Annotated in this window: 17 protein-coding genes; 10 read left to right on the top strand and 7 right to left on the bottom strand. The window is 68.5% G+C overall.

Annotated elements, in window-relative coordinates; genetic code table 11:
- Positions 1–116: 116 nt before the first annotated feature.
- Complete coding sequence (locus MLGJGCBP_RS22970; protein WP_160098258.1) at positions 117–755, bottom strand: TetR/AcrR family transcriptional regulator; 639 nt, start codon at positions 753–755, stop codon at positions 117–119.
- Between the two features lie 70 nt (positions 756–825).
- On the opposite strand from MLGJGCBP_RS22970, the gene MLGJGCBP_RS22965 reads away from it, so the two are divergent.
- From MLGJGCBP_RS22965 to MLGJGCBP_RS22955, 3 genes are read left to right on the top strand one after another with little or no spacing between them, the layout of a single operon-like run.
- Positions 826–2,427, top strand: a complete 1,602-nt coding sequence (locus MLGJGCBP_RS22965; RefSeq protein WP_160098256.1) for a flavin-containing monooxygenase — start codon at positions 826–828, stop codon at positions 2,425–2,427.
- A complete protein-coding gene (locus MLGJGCBP_RS22960) occupies positions 2,424–3,254 on the top strand; it encodes an SDR family NAD(P)-dependent oxidoreductase (protein ID WP_160098254.1) in 831 nt (276 codons plus the stop codon). Before MLGJGCBP_RS22965 ends, MLGJGCBP_RS22960 begins: the two co-directional genes overlap by 4 nt.
- Before the next feature lie 7 nt (positions 3,255–3,261).
- Positions 3,262–4,182: an alpha/beta hydrolase gene (locus tag MLGJGCBP_RS22955; RefSeq protein ID WP_160098252.1), complete on the top strand. Its 921-nt coding sequence runs from the start codon at positions 3,262–3,264 to the stop codon at positions 4,180–4,182.
- Here the strand turns inward: MLGJGCBP_RS22955 and MLGJGCBP_RS22950 are convergent.
- A complete protein-coding gene (locus MLGJGCBP_RS22950) occupies positions 4,141–5,088 on the bottom strand; it encodes an ABC transporter substrate-binding protein (protein WP_160098250.1) in 948 nt (315 codons plus the stop codon). The genes MLGJGCBP_RS22955 and MLGJGCBP_RS22950 overlap by 42 nt on opposite strands.
- A 144-nt stretch (positions 5,089–5,232) precedes the next feature.
- On the opposite strand from MLGJGCBP_RS22950, the gene MLGJGCBP_RS22945 reads away from it, so the two are divergent.
- From MLGJGCBP_RS22945 to MLGJGCBP_RS22930, 4 genes are read left to right on the top strand one after another with little or no spacing between them, the layout of a single operon-like run.
- Positions 5,233–6,207 (top strand): ABC transporter substrate-binding protein, encoded by a 975-nt coding sequence (locus MLGJGCBP_RS22945; RefSeq protein ID WP_160098248.1) that lies wholly within the window; start codon positions 5,233–5,235, stop codon positions 6,205–6,207.
- Positions 6,208–6,217: 10 nt separating this feature from the next.
- A complete protein-coding gene (locus MLGJGCBP_RS22940; protein WP_160098246.1) occupies positions 6,218–7,375 on the top strand; it encodes an ABC transporter ATP-binding protein in 1,158 nt (385 codons plus the stop codon).
- Positions 7,376–7,379: 4 nt separating this feature from the next.
- The gene (locus MLGJGCBP_RS22935) at positions 7,380–8,078 is read left to right on the top strand and encodes an ABC transporter permease (RefSeq protein WP_160098340.1); all 699 of its coding nucleotides are present in this window, start codon (positions 7,380–7,382) and stop codon (positions 8,076–8,078) included.
- The gene (locus tag MLGJGCBP_RS22930; RefSeq protein ID WP_160098244.1) at positions 8,075–8,779 is read left to right on the top strand and encodes an ABC transporter permease; all 705 of its coding nucleotides are present in this window, start codon (positions 8,075–8,077) and stop codon (positions 8,777–8,779) included. Before MLGJGCBP_RS22935 ends, MLGJGCBP_RS22930 begins: the two co-directional genes overlap by 4 nt.
- Positions 8,780–8,860: 81 nt before the next feature.
- Here MLGJGCBP_RS22930 and MLGJGCBP_RS22925 read toward each other — a convergent pair whose 3' ends face one another.
- From MLGJGCBP_RS22925 to MLGJGCBP_RS22915, 3 genes are all read right to left on the bottom strand, one after another.
- Positions 8,861–10,054: an NAD(P)-dependent malic enzyme gene (locus tag MLGJGCBP_RS22925; protein ID WP_160098242.1), complete on the bottom strand. Its 1,194-nt coding sequence runs from the start codon at positions 10,052–10,054 to the stop codon at positions 8,861–8,863.
- A gap of 378 nt (positions 10,055–10,432) precedes the next feature.
- A complete protein-coding gene (locus MLGJGCBP_RS22920; RefSeq protein ID WP_160098240.1) occupies positions 10,433–10,792 on the bottom strand; it encodes a hypothetical protein in 360 nt (119 codons plus the stop codon).
- The gene (locus MLGJGCBP_RS22915; protein WP_160098238.1) at positions 10,789–11,643 is read right to left on the bottom strand and encodes a PHP domain-containing protein; all 855 of its coding nucleotides are present in this window, start codon (positions 11,641–11,643) and stop codon (positions 10,789–10,791) included. Before MLGJGCBP_RS22915 ends, MLGJGCBP_RS22920 begins: the two co-directional genes overlap by 4 nt.
- Before the next feature lie 147 nt (positions 11,644–11,790).
- Between MLGJGCBP_RS22915 and corA the strand changes: the two genes are divergently transcribed.
- The gene (corA, locus tag MLGJGCBP_RS22910; RefSeq protein WP_124392232.1) at positions 11,791–12,882 is read left to right on the top strand and encodes a magnesium/cobalt transporter CorA; all 1,092 of its coding nucleotides are present in this window, start codon (positions 11,791–11,793) and stop codon (positions 12,880–12,882) included.
- On the opposite strand, the gene MLGJGCBP_RS22905 is transcribed toward corA, so the two are convergent.
- Positions 12,879–13,466, bottom strand: a complete 588-nt coding sequence (locus tag MLGJGCBP_RS22905; RefSeq protein WP_179220281.1) for a suppressor of fused domain protein — start codon at positions 13,464–13,466, stop codon at positions 12,879–12,881. The genes corA and MLGJGCBP_RS22905 overlap by 4 nt on opposite strands.
- 65 nt (positions 13,467–13,531) lie before the next feature.
- On the opposite strand from MLGJGCBP_RS22905, the gene MLGJGCBP_RS22900 reads away from it, so the two are divergent.
- Positions 13,532–14,227, top strand: a complete 696-nt coding sequence (locus MLGJGCBP_RS22900) for a metallophosphoesterase family protein (RefSeq protein ID WP_015889788.1) — start codon at positions 13,532–13,534, stop codon at positions 14,225–14,227.
- A complete protein-coding gene (locus MLGJGCBP_RS22895) occupies positions 14,217–15,098 on the top strand; it encodes a chromosome partitioning protein ParB (RefSeq protein ID WP_087558981.1) in 882 nt (293 codons plus the stop codon). Before MLGJGCBP_RS22900 ends, MLGJGCBP_RS22895 begins: the two co-directional genes overlap by 11 nt.
- Here MLGJGCBP_RS22895 and MLGJGCBP_RS22890 read toward each other — a convergent pair.
- Positions 15,085–15,352: zinc ribbon domain-containing protein (locus tag MLGJGCBP_RS22890; RefSeq protein WP_160098236.1), on the bottom strand; the 268-nt coding region annotated here is incomplete at its 5' end. The genes MLGJGCBP_RS22895 and MLGJGCBP_RS22890 overlap by 14 nt on opposite strands.

Genomic DNA, 15,352 nt, shown 5'->3' with positions numbered 1-15,352 from the left:
CTGAGCGTTTGATTGACTGATCTGCCATTGAGCCGGGTCGAGTTCACTCCGCGGAGTGGATTCGACCCGGCTTCGTGGTTTCTGCCTCCGCCTCGGCGTCGGGGCACTAGGGGGTGTCAGGTCGTGGTGGCCGACACGAGCGCGGCGGCGATCTCGGGTGCGGCGGAGATGGCCAGCGCGGGCAGGGCCTGGACGTTGAGTTCGATCAGTTCTTCGCGGGTCAGGTGCGGGTCGCGCAGCCAGGTGATCGTGACTTCCTCGACGTAGGCGATCCAGCCCCGGACGGCGAGGTCGACCGCGCGGGTGGGCTCGATGCCGATCGCGGGCAGTTGTTCGAGGGTGCGTTCGGACATCACGGCGCGGGTCTGCTCGAAGACTGCCCGCATGTCCGGGTCCCCACTTGCCGTTCCCCGCAGGAGCGAGACGTACGTGCCCCGGTTCTCGGTGACGTAGTCGACGTACGACGCGAGCACCGAGCGCAGGATCTGCATCGGATCGCGCGCTTCCTCGACGTACGGGTCGGGGGCGGTGCGGGCGAGCATCTCGCTGCTGGTGTGCCGCACGATCTCGAGGTGGAAGTCGTGCTTCGACGCGAAGTAGTGGAACAGCAGGCCGCGGGAAACACCGGCCTGATCTGCGATGTCCTCGACGGAGATCTGCTCCAGGGGGCGCTGCGCCAGCATCTTGGCGCCGAGGTCGATCAGTTGCGCGCGCCGCTGTTCGGGGCTGAGACGGGTCCGCTTCACAACGTCCATGAGACAAGACTACTGAATGAAGGTCAATAGGCTATTGACTACCCCTCAATAGCGCCCTATGGTTTCTTACATGAGTCTCCCCGTCACAGATACTTACGCCCCCACCGCAGGTGTCCGCCACGTCGACACACTGATCATCGGCAGCGGGTTCGCCGGCCTCGGCGCGGCGATCAAGCTGACCCAGGCAGGCAAGACCGACTTCCTCGTGCTCGAACGCGGCAACGAGGTCGGTGGTACCTGGAGAGACAACACCTACCCGGGTGCGGCGTGCGACGTGCCCTCGCACCTGTACTCGTACTCGTTCGCGCTGAACCCGGAGTGGACCCGGTCGTTCTCGACGCAGCCCGAGATCCAGAAGTACATCGAGTCGGTGGCGGACAAGTACAAGGTGCGCGACAAGCACCTCTTCGGCTGTGACGTGCAGTCCGCCCACTGGAACGAGTCGACCACTCGCTGGGAGGTCACCACCACCAAGGGGAACTTCGTCGCGAAGGTGGTCGTCTCCGCGGTCGGCGCACTGTGCGAGCCGTCCCTCCCCGACATCAAGGGCATCGAAGACTTCGAGGGCGAGATCTTCCACTCCGCCCGCTGGAACCACGACGCCGACCTGACGGGCAAGCGCGTCGCCGTCATCGGCACCGGCGCCTCGGCCATCCAGATCGTGCCCGCCATCGGCAAGAAGGTGTCGCACCTCGACGTGTACCAGCGCACGGCGCCGTGGATCCTCCCCCGGGCGGACCGCGAGTACACGACACTCGAGCACACCGCGTTCAAATACCTCCCCGGCTTCCAGAAGCTGTGCCGCACCGGCATCTACTGGATGCGTGAGAGCCAGGTCGTCGGACTCGCGAAGGCCCCCGTCTTCATGAAGCCGCTGCAGTTCGCGGCCGAGCGTCACCTGCGCCGTCAGATCAAGGACAAGGCTCTGCGCAAGAAGGTGACGCCGAACTTCCAGATCGGCTGCAAGCGCATGCTCATCTCGAACAACTACTACCCCACCCTCGCGCAGGACAACGTCGACCTGGTCACCGACGGCATCGCCGAGGTCACGGCGAACTCGGTGATCTCGAAGGACGGCACCGTCCGCGAGGTCGACGCCATCGTCGTCGCCACCGGCTTCCACGTCACCGACTCCCCCACGTTCGAGGGCATCTTCGGCAAGGACGGCCGCTCGCTGGCCGCGGTCTTCGACGAGGGCGGACAGCAGGGCTACAAGGGCGCCGCGATTGCGAACTTTCCCAACATGTTCTTCCTGGTCGGCCCGAACACGGGCCTGGGCCACACCTCGATGGTCTTCATGATCGAGTCGCAGCTCAACTACCTCGTCGACGCCCTGCAGACGATCGACAAGTACGGCATCGGCAAGATCGAGGTCCGTCAGGACGCCCAGGACCGGTACAACGCAGACCTCCAGGAGAAGCTGTCGCACAGCGTCTGGAACAACGGCGGGTGCGCGAGCTGGTACCTCGACAAGCACGGCAACAACACCACCCTGTGGCCGGGCTTCACGTTCCAGTTCCGGAACGAGACCAGGCGCTTCGATCTCACCGCGTACGACAGCGTGGCCACCGCCGATCTGCCTGCGCCCGTGCACGTGAACGGCAAGACCCCCGGATCCGCCGCCATCCCGGCGCAGATCGACCTCGACGACGACAAGGTGACAGCACAGTGAGCGAGTTCGCAGGCAAGGTAGTCGTGATCACCGGAGCCGGCTCCGGCATCGGCAGGGCGCTCGCCCTCGACCTGGCGCGCCGCGGTGCCCGGCTGGCGATCTCCGACATGGACACGGTCGGACTCGCCGAGACCGCCCGCCAGGCGGAGGCACTGGGCGCCGAGGTCAAGTCCGATCACCTGGACGTCACCCAGCGCGAGGCGGTGCTCGCGTACGCCGACGAGGTGCGGGCTCACTTCGGCGAGATCAACCAGGTGTACAACAACGCCGGCATCGCCTACCACGGTGAGTTCGAGAAGTCCGAGTTCAAGGACATCGAGAAGATCATGGATGTGGACTTCTGGGGAGTCGTCAACGGCACCAAGGCATTCCTGCCGCATCTCATCGCGTCGGGCGACGGCCACGTCGTGAACGTCTCGAGCCTGTTCGGCCTGCTGTCCATGCCCGGCCAGAGCGCGTACAACTCGGCGAAGTTCGCGGTGCGCGGTTTCACCGAGTCGCTGCGCCAGGAGATGCTGATCGCCAAGCACCCTGTGAAGGTGACGTGCGTGCATCCCGGCGGCATCAAGACGGCCATCGCCCGCAACGCCACCGCGGGACCGGGCGAGGACCTCGACACGTTCGCGAAGTTCTTCGACCAGAAGCTGGCACGCACCACTCCGGAGGCGGCGGCCGAGACCATCGTGACCGGTGTCCGTAAGGGCAAGGCGCGCGTGCTGATCGGCGCCGACGCCAAGTTCCTCGACGCCTGGGTGCGGCTCGTCGGGCCGAGCTACCAGCGGGTGGTCGCGTTCGTCGCCGGACGCGTCCTCCCCAAGTCGAACTGAGGTACCGATGAGCTTCCACCTACCGCTTCCGGTCGTCGCGACGGCCCTCCGGCCGTTCTACCGCCTCAGCCTCAACGCACGACTTCCGCACTCGGTGCAGCGGACCCTTCTCGATGTGGGCGCTCCGTTGCAGCAGGTGCCCGCCGGTGCCGTCGTGCGCCCGACCGTCCTGGCCGGGCGGCCCGCGGAGCGGATCACGGTGGGAGCCACCGAACGCCGGACCGCCGTCCTCTACCTGCACGGCGGTGCGTACACGATCGGTTCGCTCGCCACCCACCGATCGCTGGCCGCTCACATCGCCCGCGAATCGGGCAGCGTCGTCTACACCCTCGACTACCGGCTGGCTCCGGAACATCCGTTCCCGGCCGGGCTCGAGGACGCGGTCGCCGCGTACATCGAGCTGAACACCGAACATGGTTACGAGACAGAACAACTCGCCATCGCGGGCGATTCGGCTGGCGGCGGCCTGACCGTTGCCACCGCACGCCGCCTGATCGACCGGCACGGCGTGACCCCTGCGGCGTTGGCGCTGATCTCCCCGTGGGTCGATCCCGGCAGGCGCGACACGTCCCGGGACCGGGATCTCGTCGTCAACACGGCGTGGTCGTTCGACGCCGCCGAGAAGTACCTGGGCAACGGCGACGCGCGGGACCCGGGTTACGCACCGTTGCAGGGAAATCTGGCGGGACTGCCGCCGACGTTGATCCACGTCGGGGTGGACGAGGTGCTCTACCCGCAGATCATGGAGTTCGTCGACAAGCTGAACGAGTCGAACGTGGACGTCACGCTCACCGAATACGCCCGGCTGTGGCATGTCGCCCACCTGCAGGCGTCCCTGGTCCGCGAGGCCGCGGACGCGGTCGCGGAACTCGGGGCGTTCCTGGGTTCACAGATGAGCGTCCAGCCACACCCGCGCCACGTCGGCTGAATCGGCACCACCGCGGACCTGGCCGATCATGTCGGCCAGGTCCGCGGTCGTCAGTTCACCCGCCACGACGTTCAGCGCCTTCAGCTGGGCTTCGCTCAGGGTCCCGATCCGGAACAGCGGCACCACGTTCTGCGCGGTGAACACGTGTTCGTCGTCGGACAGCAGCACCAGATCCGCGTCCGCGACGTCGGGCGACGCCGTCGTCACCCCGCCCACCACCGATCCGCCCGCCGGTGCCGGGACGGCGAGTTCACCGACCGCGGCGGCGTCGTCGGCCACCCTCCGCGTCTGCGCGAACGTGCAACCGGTGAGGCCTGCGAGAGCGTCGGCCTCGAAGGCCGGGGCGAGGACGGCGGTGCTCCTTCCGCACGAGGGAACGAGTTCGTCGAGGGTGGTGAGACCGAGCTGTTCGGATGCCTGCGGAGTCACCGCCAGCGCCGACCTGTCCTCGGCGGCGGCGAAGTCGGAGATCGAAAGTCCCTGTGGCAGAGCTCTGCTCAGCGCCTCGAATACGTCGTCCTGCTCGGTTTCCGTCGACTCGGGGTCGTAATAGCGCAGCAGCCGGCCGGTGAACTCCGGCACCAGCGTGACGCTGCCGGCATCGAGTTGCCCGAGATAGGCGGTCCGGTCACCGAGGCCGCCGTCGGTGGTGACCTGAGCGCCCGTCGAACGCAGGGCACCCGCATAGATTTCGGCCAGGATGCGGCTCTCCGCTCCGTCGCCGGCACCCACCACGATCTCGCCCGGCCCCTGCCCCGCGGAACCGTCGAGGGTTCTGTCGCCACCTGCGCATCCCGACGCCAGCCCCGCAGCGAGAACCAGCGCGGACGCGGCGGTCAGTGCGCGGGACCACGCCGCCGGGCGGTGCCTGCGGCGGGCCGATTGGTCTGTGCGTGTGTGTGCCACGTCGCGCCTTTCGTTCACCTCGAGCCGGCCGAAAACCGTGCTCTGTCCGCCCCTATCGTTACACTGGCCAACCGATGGCGCGGACACGCGTCCACCGGCTTTCGGTCGGCAGGTCCGGCGCCGGTGACAACGGGAAGGACGCTCATGCGCACCTCACGAATTCTGTCGGGCTTCACCCGCCGCTCCGTGGGCGGTCTCGCTCTCGCGACGGTCGCCGTCGTGTCGCTCGCGGCGTGCGGTGGCGGCGGATCCGACCCCCTGTCCGGTGGCGGCGAGGGCTCCGGTGACGACCCGAACGCGATCATCGTGGGATCGGCGAACTTCCCCGAATCGGAGACGGTCGCGAACATCTACACCGAGGTGCTCCGCGCCAACGGGTTCGACGTGACGACGAAGTTCAACATCGGCTCCCGCGAGGCGTACATTCCCGCGCTGAAGGACGGGTCGATCGACGTGATCCCCGATTACACGGGCAACCTCCTGCAGTATCTCGACCCGGCTTCCACCGCCACCAGCGCAGCCGACGTCGACGCGGCGCTGCCCGCCGCGCTGGGCTCGGAACTGACGATCACGACCCCGGCCCCCGCGGAGGACAAGGACGCCGTCGTCGTCACGAAGGAAACGGCGGAGCGCTGGAACCTCACCTCGATCGCGGATCTGGCGGCGCACTCGAACGAGGTGAAGTTCGGCGCACCGGCCGAATTCCAGGAACGCCCCGGTGGCCTGCCCGGCCTGAAGGCCAAGTACGGCCTCGACATCACGCCCGACAACTTCGTGCCGATCGCCGACGGCGGCGGTCCGGCCACGGTGGACGCTCTCGCGTCGGGACAGATCACGGCCGCCGACATCTTCACCACGTCTCCGGCGATCGCAGAGAACGGTTTCGTGGTGCTCGCGGACCCGCTGAACAACTTCGCGGCGCAGAATGTCGTCCCGGTGGTGCGCACCACCAAGTCCTCCGACAAGCTGACCCGCGCCCTCGACGCTCTGTCCGCGAAGCTGACCACCGAAGAGCTTGTCGCGCTCAACAATTCCGTCTCGGGTGATGCCAAGACCGAACCGACCGCGGCCGCGAAGCAGTGGGTGACGGACCAGGGGCTCGACAAGCCGGTCTCGTGAGGAGCCTGACGTGATCACGTTCTCGGGAGTCACCAAGCAGTACCCGGACGGCACGACGGCGGTGGACGGCCTCGACCTGCAGATCGAGGCCGAATCGTTCACGGTCTTCGTGGGGCCGTCCGGTTGTGGGAAGACCACGTCGATGCGGATGATCAACCGGATGATCACCCCGACCGCGGGCACGATCACGGTCGACGGCCGCAACATAGCCCGGACCGACGCGGTGAAGCTTCGCCTCGGCATCGGGTACGTCATCCAGAGCGCAGGGCTGCTGCCGCACCGCACGGTGGTCGACAACGTCGCGACCGTGCCGGTGCTGCGCGGCGACTCGAGGCGCAACGCCCGCAAGGCCGCGCTGGCGGTGCTCGAACGCGTCGGACTCGACCCGGCGCTGGCGTCCCGCTATCCCGGTCAGCTCTCCGGCGGCCAGCAACAGCGCGTCGGGGTCGCCCGAGCGCTGGCCGCCGATCCGCCGATCCTGCTGATGGACGAACCGTTCAGCGCCGTCGATCCCGTTGTCCGCGAAGATCTGCAGGCCGAGATGCAGCGGTTGCAGGCCGAGATGCGCAAGACGATCGTGTTCGTCACCCACGACATCGACGAGGCCGTCAAACTCGGCGACCGGGTGGCGGTCTTCGGTCCGGGCGGCCGGTTGCAGCAGTACGACGCACCCGACACGGTGCTGTCGGCGCCCGCCACCGATTTCGTCGCCTCGTTCGTGGGTCGCGACCGCGGGTACCGTGGGCTGTCGTTCCGGACGGCGGATCAGGTTCCGCTGCACACCCTGCGGACGGCGACCGAGGACGAATTGCCCGGGCTGCGCCTCGAACAGGGTGAATGGGTCCTCGTCGTCACCGACGCGGGCGTGCCGCGGGGGTGGATCGACGTCACCGGCGTCGAGGGCGCGCGGGCCGGCCGGCCCGTCTCCGAGTGCACTGCGGCGGGCGGATCGCTCTTCACTCCCGGCGCCGACCTGCGGCAGGCGCTGGACGCGGCGATCTCCTCGCCGTCCGGCATCGGGGTGGCCGTCGACGCGAACGGTGCGGTCTCGGGCGGCGTCCTCGGCTCCGAGGTGATCGCGAAGCTGGCCGAGCAGCGGGCAGCCGAGGACCGCGCGCGGGGTGAGCACTACTTCACTGCCCAGCAGGCGACCCCGGACGGGCCGTGATCCCGTGCGCTGGCTCATCGACAACTTCTCGGTCGTCGTCGACCTGACGAAGACCCATCTCTATCTCGCGCTGGTTCCGCTGCTGATCGGGCTGCTCATCGCGGTCCCGGTGGGGACGGCCATCCGGGGTGCATCCTGGCTGCGGAAGATCACGCTGATCGTGGCGGGCATCGCGTTCACGATCCCGTCGCTGGCGCTGTTCGTGACGATCCCCTCCGTCTTCGGACTGCAGATCCTGGACCCGCTCAATGTGGTGATCGCGCTGACGATCTACTCCACCGCACTGCTCATCCGCGCCGTGCCGGAGGCTCTCGACTCCGTTCCCGCGGATGTCGTCGACTCCGCCACCGCGATGGGTTTCACGCGCCTCCGCCGGGCCCTGACCGTCGAATTGCCACTCGCACTGCCCGTTCTCATCGCGAACGTCCGGGTGGTGGCGGTGACCAACATCTCGCTGGTGTCGGTGGGTTCGCTGATCGGGATCGGCGGCCTCGGCACCCTGTTCACGCAGGGCTACCAGCGGGACTACCCCGACCAGATCCTGGCGGGAATCATCTCGATCGTCGTGCTGGCCCTCGCATTCGACCTGCTGCTGTTCCTCGTCGGCCGGGCACTGACGCCGTGGACCCGGCAGCAGAAGGTCCGGCGCGCACCGCTGGTCGCGGGACAATCGACGGCCCCGGCGCCGGAGGAGGCTTCGTGAACATTTTCGGCGGCGCCTGGGAGTACATCGTCGACCCGGGCAACTGGTCGGGCAGCACCGGAATCGGCGCCCGCATCCTCGAACACCTCTGGTACAGCTTTCTGGCGGTCGCGCTGTCCGCGGTGGTGGCGGTGCCGATCGGCCTGATCATCGGGCATCTGCGCAAGGGTGACGTGGTCGTCGTCGGTCTCGTCAACGCGCTGCGGTCGCTGCCGACGCTGGGCCTGCTGACGTTCCTGGTGCTCCTGCTCGGGCTGGGTCTGATCCCACCGATCCTGGCCCTGGTGATTCTCGGGATCCCGCCGGTCCTCGCGGGCACGTATGCGGGTGTCGCGAACGTCGACCGGACGGTCGTGGACGCCGCCCGCGCGATGGGGATGACCGAATGGCAGGTCCTCACGCGGGTCGAGGCCCCGAATGCGCTGCCGCTCATGCTCGGCGGACTGCGCAATGCAACCCTGCAGATCATCGCCACCGCAACGGTCGCCGCGTACGTCAACCTCGGCGGCCTGGGCCGCTACATCTTCGACGGACTGGCGCTGCGCCAATACGACCGGGTGCTCGTCGGCGCGCTGCTGGTGACGATTCTGGCTCTCGTCGTGGACGGCTTGCTCGCGCTGGCGGTGTGGGCGTCCGTTCCGGGCACCGGCCGCCTGCGGCGGAACCCGAGCGCCGGGCAGATCGCGGAGCGCGCGTCGTAAAGAGTTCCCCCACAACGGCGAACACCCCGACACCGGAACCGTGGGTGCGGGTTCCGGATCGGGGTGTTCGGCGGATTCTCGCTAGTCGGTGACGCCTTCTGCGCGAGCAGCGGCGGCGACTGCCTCCGCGACAGCGGGGGCGACGCGAGGATCGAGCGGGCTGGGAACGATCTTGTCTACAGCCAGCTCGTCACCGACGACCGAGAGAATTGCCTCGGCGGCGGCGAGCTTCATGCCTTCGGTGATGCGGCGGGCGCCGGCGTCGAGCGCACCCTTGAACACACCGGGGAAGGCGAGCACATTGTTGATCTGGTTCGGGAAGTCCGAGCGCCCGGTGGCGACGATCGCCGCGTGCTTGCGGGCGACGTCGGGGTGGATCTCCGGGTCCGGGTTCGACAGCGCGAACACGATGGAGTTCTCCGCCATCGTCGCGATGAGCTCCTCCGGGACCGTGCCCGCGGACACGCCGAGGAACACGTCTGCACCGTCGAGTGCTTCGACGACACCGCCGCGGCGGGCGGCCGGGTTGGTGCGGGCGGCCAGGTCGACCTTGATCTCGTTGAGGTCGGTGCGGTCGGCCGAGACGATGCCCTTCGAGTCCAGCACCGTCACGTCCGCGATCCCCGCGGCGAGCAGGATGTTCGCGCAGGCGACGCCGGCGGCGCCGGCACCGGAGATGACGACCCGCAGGTCGTGGAGGTCGCGGTCCTGGACCTTGACCGCGCCCTTGAGGGCGGCGAGGACGACGATGGCGGTGCCGTGCTGGTCGTCGTGCATGACCGGGCAGTCGAGGGCCTCGATGACGCGCTTTTCGATCTCGAAGCAGCGGGGTGCGGAGATGTCTTCGAGGTTGACGGCTCCGAAGCTCGGGCGCAGCCGGATCAGGGTCTCGACGATCTCGTCGGGGTCCTTGGTGTCGAGGACCAGCGGGATCGAGTTCAGGCCGGCGAAGTTCTTGAACAGGGCCGACTTGCCTTCCATCACGGGGAGGGAGGCGCGGGGGCCGATGTCACCGAGGCCGAGGACCGCGGAGCCGTCGGAGACGACGACCACGAGGCGGTTGGTCCAGGTGTAGCGGTCGGCGAGGGTCTCGTCGGCGGCGATCGCGCGGGACACCTGCGCGACACCGGGCGTGTAGGCGATGGACAGGGCGCGCTGCGAATCGAGGGGAGCGGTGGTCTCGACCGAGAGCTTTCCCCCGATGTGGCCGGCGAAGATCTCCTCGTCGGTCAGTTCGACCTTCTGCGGTGTGGTGGGTTCGGACACGATGGACACGATGACACTCCTGATAAGTCCAGGCTCACTCGGGGCCGGGTTACTGGGAAGTAACCGTAGGGATCGGCGCTGATCCTCACAGTTACTCCACGAACGACAACTGGGGTGAAGCTTCCGGGGTGCGCGATCACGATGGCCGCAGAACGTCCGAAGCGTCATGGCACTGGGCGGGTGAGCCCCTGGCAACGCTGCCATAAAACCCCCGCCGAAGGGCGGTGGCGCCGACGTCGGAGTGGTGCTAAGTCTGGCACGAATATCGATGCACAATCAAATTGCCACGACAGTCAGATGTCTCACGTTTTCGGGCCTCTACCTGTGAGAACAAGTTACCGGCGGGTCACTGTGAGAGCCGGTTTCACCTATCGGGACGTTCGTTGCTCAACCCCACCACTGGGTGGCCAGCAGAAGTGCCGCCGCAGCGAGGACGGCCACGGACGCGACCACGGCGGCGAGTCCGTCGCGGCGGTCCGCAAACCGCTGCGCCACGATCACGAACACGGACGCGACCACGTGCGCGGTGATCGAGACCGCCCCGGGGCCCGGGAAGCCCCGGCCGCCGCCGACGTAGGCGGAGCCGATCACGACGAGGCAGAGGATCACCACACCGGCGGCGACGGCCCCGCTGAGGGCGCGCAGCGCGCGGACTGGAAGCGGACTGCGCCGCGGTTCGGTGGCCGCCACCGTCCTCGGGAGGGCGGGACCGTAGGGGCCGTATCGCTCGGACTCGTGCGTGTTCATGCCGAGACCACCTGCACCCCTGATGCTTTCGATACGAGGGTGTCGAACTCGTCGGCAGCCGTCGTGAACTCGCCGAGCCGGATGGCCTTGTTCGTCCCGTGGTAGTCGGAGGAGCCGGTGACGACCAAGCCGCGCTCGTCGGCGAGGGCCTGCAGCACCCGCGCGTCTTCCGGCGAATGGTCGGGGTGATGCACCTCGAGCCCGTGCAGACCGGCTCCCGCCAGGTCACGGACGTGATCGAGCGACAGCAGCCGCCCCCTCGTGCGGGCCCGTCCGTGGGCGAGGACGCTCACTCCCCCGGCCTCCGCCACCAGTTGCACGGCCTCGTCGAGCGGGGTGTCCGATTTGTCGACGAAGTACCGGCCGCGCGGGGCCAGCAGATCCACGAACGCCTCACCGACGCTGCCGACCACGCCTGCGCGCATGAGGGCCCTCGCCAGGTGCGGGCGCCCGGCCGCCGGTCCCGCTTCCGCGAGCACCTCGTCGGCGTCGATGGGGAGGCCGTCCTCCATCATCAGCTCCGCCATGGCGCGGATCCGGACGATGCGCTCGTTCCGGAGGCGTTCCCGTTCCCGTGCGAACGCCGCGTGCGCGGGATCGAACAGGTAGGCGAGAAGGTGCACGGCGACCGGGCGTCCGTCCTCCCCCCGCCCCTCGCAGGACATCTCGATGCCCCGCACCAGAGCGAGCCCCGCAGGCAGCGCCGCGACCGCTTCGGCCCACCCTGCGGTGGTGTCGTGATCGGTGATCGCCACGATGTCGAGTCCCGCCGCGCCCGCGGCGCGCACCAGTTCCGCCGGGCTGTCGGTTCCGTCGGAGGCCGTCGAATGGGTGTGGAGATCGATGAGCACCAGACCAGTCTGTCAGGTGTCGCCGCACCGGGTCCGAGCGTGCGGCCCGGAAGCCTGGCGTGTCGTGCGACGCCGCCCGGCCCGGACCCGGTGCTGACGTACGATTCACCGGCAGCGTTTCCGACTCGACGGTGAAGGAGGGCCCCCGTGCCGTCTGTGCCCTCGCTCCCCCGGCGCGGCAGCGACAAGGATCAGCGCGACGGCGACAAGGACCCGGGTTCGAGGATCCGCATCCCGACCGCGCGGGCCATCGTGGACTGCGGGGTGTACGTCGACGGCACGAGGCTTCCCGGCAAGTACACGCACCAGGCGGCGATGGCCGAGGTCCGCAAGCAGGGTCAGGGGTTCGTGTGGGTCGGGCTGCTGGCTCCCGACGAGGGGCAGATGGAGAGCGTGGCCGAGACGTTCGGGTTGCACGAGTTGATGGTCGAGGACGCCGTCCACGCCCACCAGCGGCCGAAGCTCGAACGCTACGACGACGTTCTGTTCCTGGTGCTGCGGACGGTCAACTACGTGCCGCACGAGTCGGTGGCCACTGCCAGCGAGATCGTCGAGACAGGCGAGATCATGGTGTTCGTGGGCGCGAACTTCGTCATCACCGTGCGGCACGGTGACCATTCCCCGCTGTCGAACGTCCGGCACGCGCTGGAGGCGAACCGGGAGCGGCTCGCCCTCGGCCCGTACGCGGTGCTGCACGCGGTCGCGGACCACGTGGTGGACACGTACCTCGAGGTCACCCAGGCCATCGAGGAGGACGTCGACAGCATGGAGGAGGCGGTGTTCAGTCCGCGCAGCAGCGTCGCGGTCGAACACATCTACCTGCTCAAGCGGGAGATCGTCGAACTCCGCAAGTCGGTGAACCCGCTGTCCAACCCGTTGCTCCGGCTGACGCGGTCACCGGGCAATCCGGTGCCGAAGGAGATCCGCCGCTACTTCCGCGACGTCCTCGACCACCACACCACCGTCGCCGAGCGGATCGCCGAATACGACGAGGTGCTCAGCTCACTCGTCGATGCCGCGCTTGCGAAGGTCGCCGTGCAGCAGAACACCGACATGCGCAAGATCTCGGCGTGGGTGGCCATCGCGGCCGTGCCGACGATGATCGCGGGCATCTACGGCATGAACTTCGACAACATGCCCGAACTCCACTGGCAGTACGGCTATCACGGCGTGGTGTTCGTGATCGCGTCGGTGGCGGTGGGCCTGTTCGTCACGTTCCGCCGGAACAACTGGCTCTAGAGCGACGCGGCGCCGCGGTGCGGATCGCGCACGTCGATGCCCGCCTCCGCCCACGCCTCACGCAGGGCGCCGGCGCCACGCAACCGGACCCACGCCGCCTCGGTGCCGGTGAGCGGCACGACCGAGAGGAACCGCACGGCCTCCGCGGGTTCGGGCAGCGGCAGGTCCGGGATCGTCGACTCACCGAGCAGCACTGCGGTGAACGGTGCGTCCTTCCACAGCGGCTCCCCCAGGTCGAGCAGCGCATCCTCGACGAGGACGACACCTTCCACCGACGGCGCCGCCGCCAGCACCGCGAGGGTGCGCGCGACTCCCGACGCCACCCCGGCGCCGCCGCGCAGGGTGAGGATCAGTTCGGCGCGGGGGCCGCGGAGGGCGTCGGCCACCAGTTCGCCGGGGTCGCTCATCGGGTGCCGCGAGCACCCCAGGGTCACGTAGCGGACCAGATCCTCGTCGTCGGGTGCGAACCGCAGCACGTCCAGCGGTTCGACGCCCAGGAACGTCACCGACGCCGCAGTCGGTTCCGGTCCCCCGATCTGCCCCAGCAGGTGCGCGCGAACGGAGGCCACAACGCTGTCAGTCACCCCGTCATCAAACCACCGAACCCGCTCACCCGTCCTCCGGCCTCCCGAGCCGGTAGCGTCGGAGCATGGTCTCGGTACTCGCAGTGTCCGACGAGACGATCGAGTCGTTGTGGAGTTCGCAGGTGCGCGCCATGGACGTCGACCTGATCCTCGGTGCGGGCGACCTCCCGTTCGACTACCTGGAATACCTGATCGACGCCCTCGACGCGCCGTGCGTCTTCGTGCCGGGCAACCACGACGCCGACCTGTCCGGCTACTCCGCGGGACGGGTCGGGTGGATGCGGGCGGGACTGCCCTCGGCGTGGCCGGGACCATGCGGCGCGGTCAACGCGGACGGCCGGATCGTACGGATCGCAGGCCTGCGCATCGCAGGACTCGGCGGTTCCATCCGCTACAACGACGGCCCCAATCAGTGGACCGAGCGGCAGCAGCGGCGGCGGGCGCGCAACCTGGCGCTGACCAGCGCGTGGCACGCGCGCCGCTCCGGAGTATCCGGCGTCGACGTGCTGCTCACGCACAGCCCGCCGCGGGGAGTCGGCGATCAGGAGGATCCGCCGCACCGGGGTTTCGAATGCTTCGAGAACCTGGCGGGCAGGTTGCAGGCCCGGGTCATGATCCACGGGCACGTGCACCCGTACGGCCGGGCGGCCGAGGACCGCACGCTCGGCGCGACGACCGTCATCAACACGGTGGGATTCACCCTGATGGAGTTGTCGCCCGGCGCCGAACCGAGCATCGTAAGGCGCCGGCATGGCACGTGACACCGGATTCCCCGCCGCCGACGCGGAGAACGACTTCACCCGCCAGCGTCGCCGCGCCGAATTGTCGCGGCTGGTCAGCTGGCTGCGCCGCGAACCGGACGACGTCAACGAGATCCTGCCGTTCGACGAGGTGGTCGCGGCCGTCGGCCGGGTCGGGGAACGGTCGCTCGGACTGCAGGTGATCCCCGTCAACTCCATCGTCGGCAGCGTCGACCGCACACGCGACTTCGACCGGTTCTTCCGGCCCACGTCCACCCGGGTGCGCGAGCGCTGGCAGCGGCTGGCCGCCGCGCAGCGCCGGGGCGAGTCGGTGCCCCCGATCCAGGTGTACCGGATCGGGTCGATGCACTTCGTCAGCGACGGACACCACCGCGTCTCCATCGCCTACGCGATGCACTGGAGCACGATCGACGCCTACGTCACCGAGATCCAGACGAAGATCTCCCCGGACGGGATCGCGCAGCGCGGCGACCTCGTGATCAAGGACCACCGCCGCCTGTTCCTCACGCGGGTCCCGTTGAGCGGGCCGCAGCGGGCGGCCGTGGTCGTCACCGATCCGTGGGAGTACGCCGAGATCAGCCAGAGCGTCGAGGCCTGGGGGTTCCGGCTCATGCAGGAGGTCGGCGAATTCCTCAGCCGGGAGACCGTAGCCCGGCGCTGGTTCGGTGAGGAGTACCTGCCGGTGGTCCGGATGCTGCGGGCGGCCGAGATGCTGCCCGATCACACCGACGCCGAGGCCTACCTGTGGGTGGCGCGCGAGAGGTATCGCCTTGTGCGACAGCATGTCTGGAACGACGAGATCATCGCCGAGCTCAGTCACCTCGCACCGCGAAGGCACAAACCCGCTAGCTCATCAACTACCCGGTCCTGAAGGACGCGGGTTTGCTGCTCACGTTCTCACTGGCTGTGAGAGGGGTGGCTGCCTTAGGCACGGTTGATTGGGCGGCCCGATAATTGCTGTGTCCGAGTGCGGCAATGTTGGCGGCGGCGTTATGGTCGGCGTGGCCGGCCCATCCGCAGCCGCGGCACCGGAACAGTGCTTGACTGTGCCTGTTCGCGGTGTCGCAGTGCCCGCAGAGGTGGCACGTCTTACTGGTATTGCGCGGGTTGATCACCTGCACCGGC

Origin of the sequence: Rhodococcus sp. T7, from assembly GCF_009872365.1 — a bacterium.
GTDB lineage: Bacteria > Actinomycetota > Actinomycetes > Mycobacteriales > Mycobacteriaceae > Rhodococcus_F.
The sequence above is the reverse complement of the archived record's forward strand: the minus strand, read 5'-3'. Positions and strand labels throughout refer to the sequence as shown.

What these genes read in the sequence shown, in the direction of transcription:
- MLGJGCBP_RS22965 (WP_160098256.1), top strand. Translation starts at nt 826, where the DNA reads ATGAGTCTCCCCGTCACAGATACTTACGCCCCCACCGCAGGTGTCCGC.
- MLGJGCBP_RS22900 (WP_015889788.1), top strand. Translation starts at nt 13,532, where the DNA reads ATGGTCTCGGTACTCGCAGTGTCCGACGAGACGATCGAGTCGTTGTGG.
- MLGJGCBP_RS22945 (WP_160098248.1), top strand. Translation starts at nt 5,233, where the DNA reads ATGCGCACCTCACGAATTCTGTCGGGCTTCACCCGCCGCTCCGTGGGC.
- MLGJGCBP_RS22970 (WP_160098258.1), bottom strand. Translation starts at nt 755, where the DNA reads ATGGACGTTGTGAAGCGGACCCGTCTCAGCCCCGAACAGCGGCGCGCG.
- MLGJGCBP_RS22920 (WP_160098240.1), bottom strand. Translation starts at nt 10,792, where the DNA reads ATGAACACGCACGAGTCCGAGCGATACGGCCCCTACGGTCCCGCCCTC.
- MLGJGCBP_RS22955 (WP_160098252.1), top strand. Translation starts at nt 3,262, where the DNA reads ATGAGCTTCCACCTACCGCTTCCGGTCGTCGCGACGGCCCTCCGGCCG.
- MLGJGCBP_RS22895 (WP_087558981.1), top strand. Translation starts at nt 14,217, where the DNA reads ATGGCACGTGACACCGGATTCCCCGCCGCCGACGCGGAGAACGACTTC.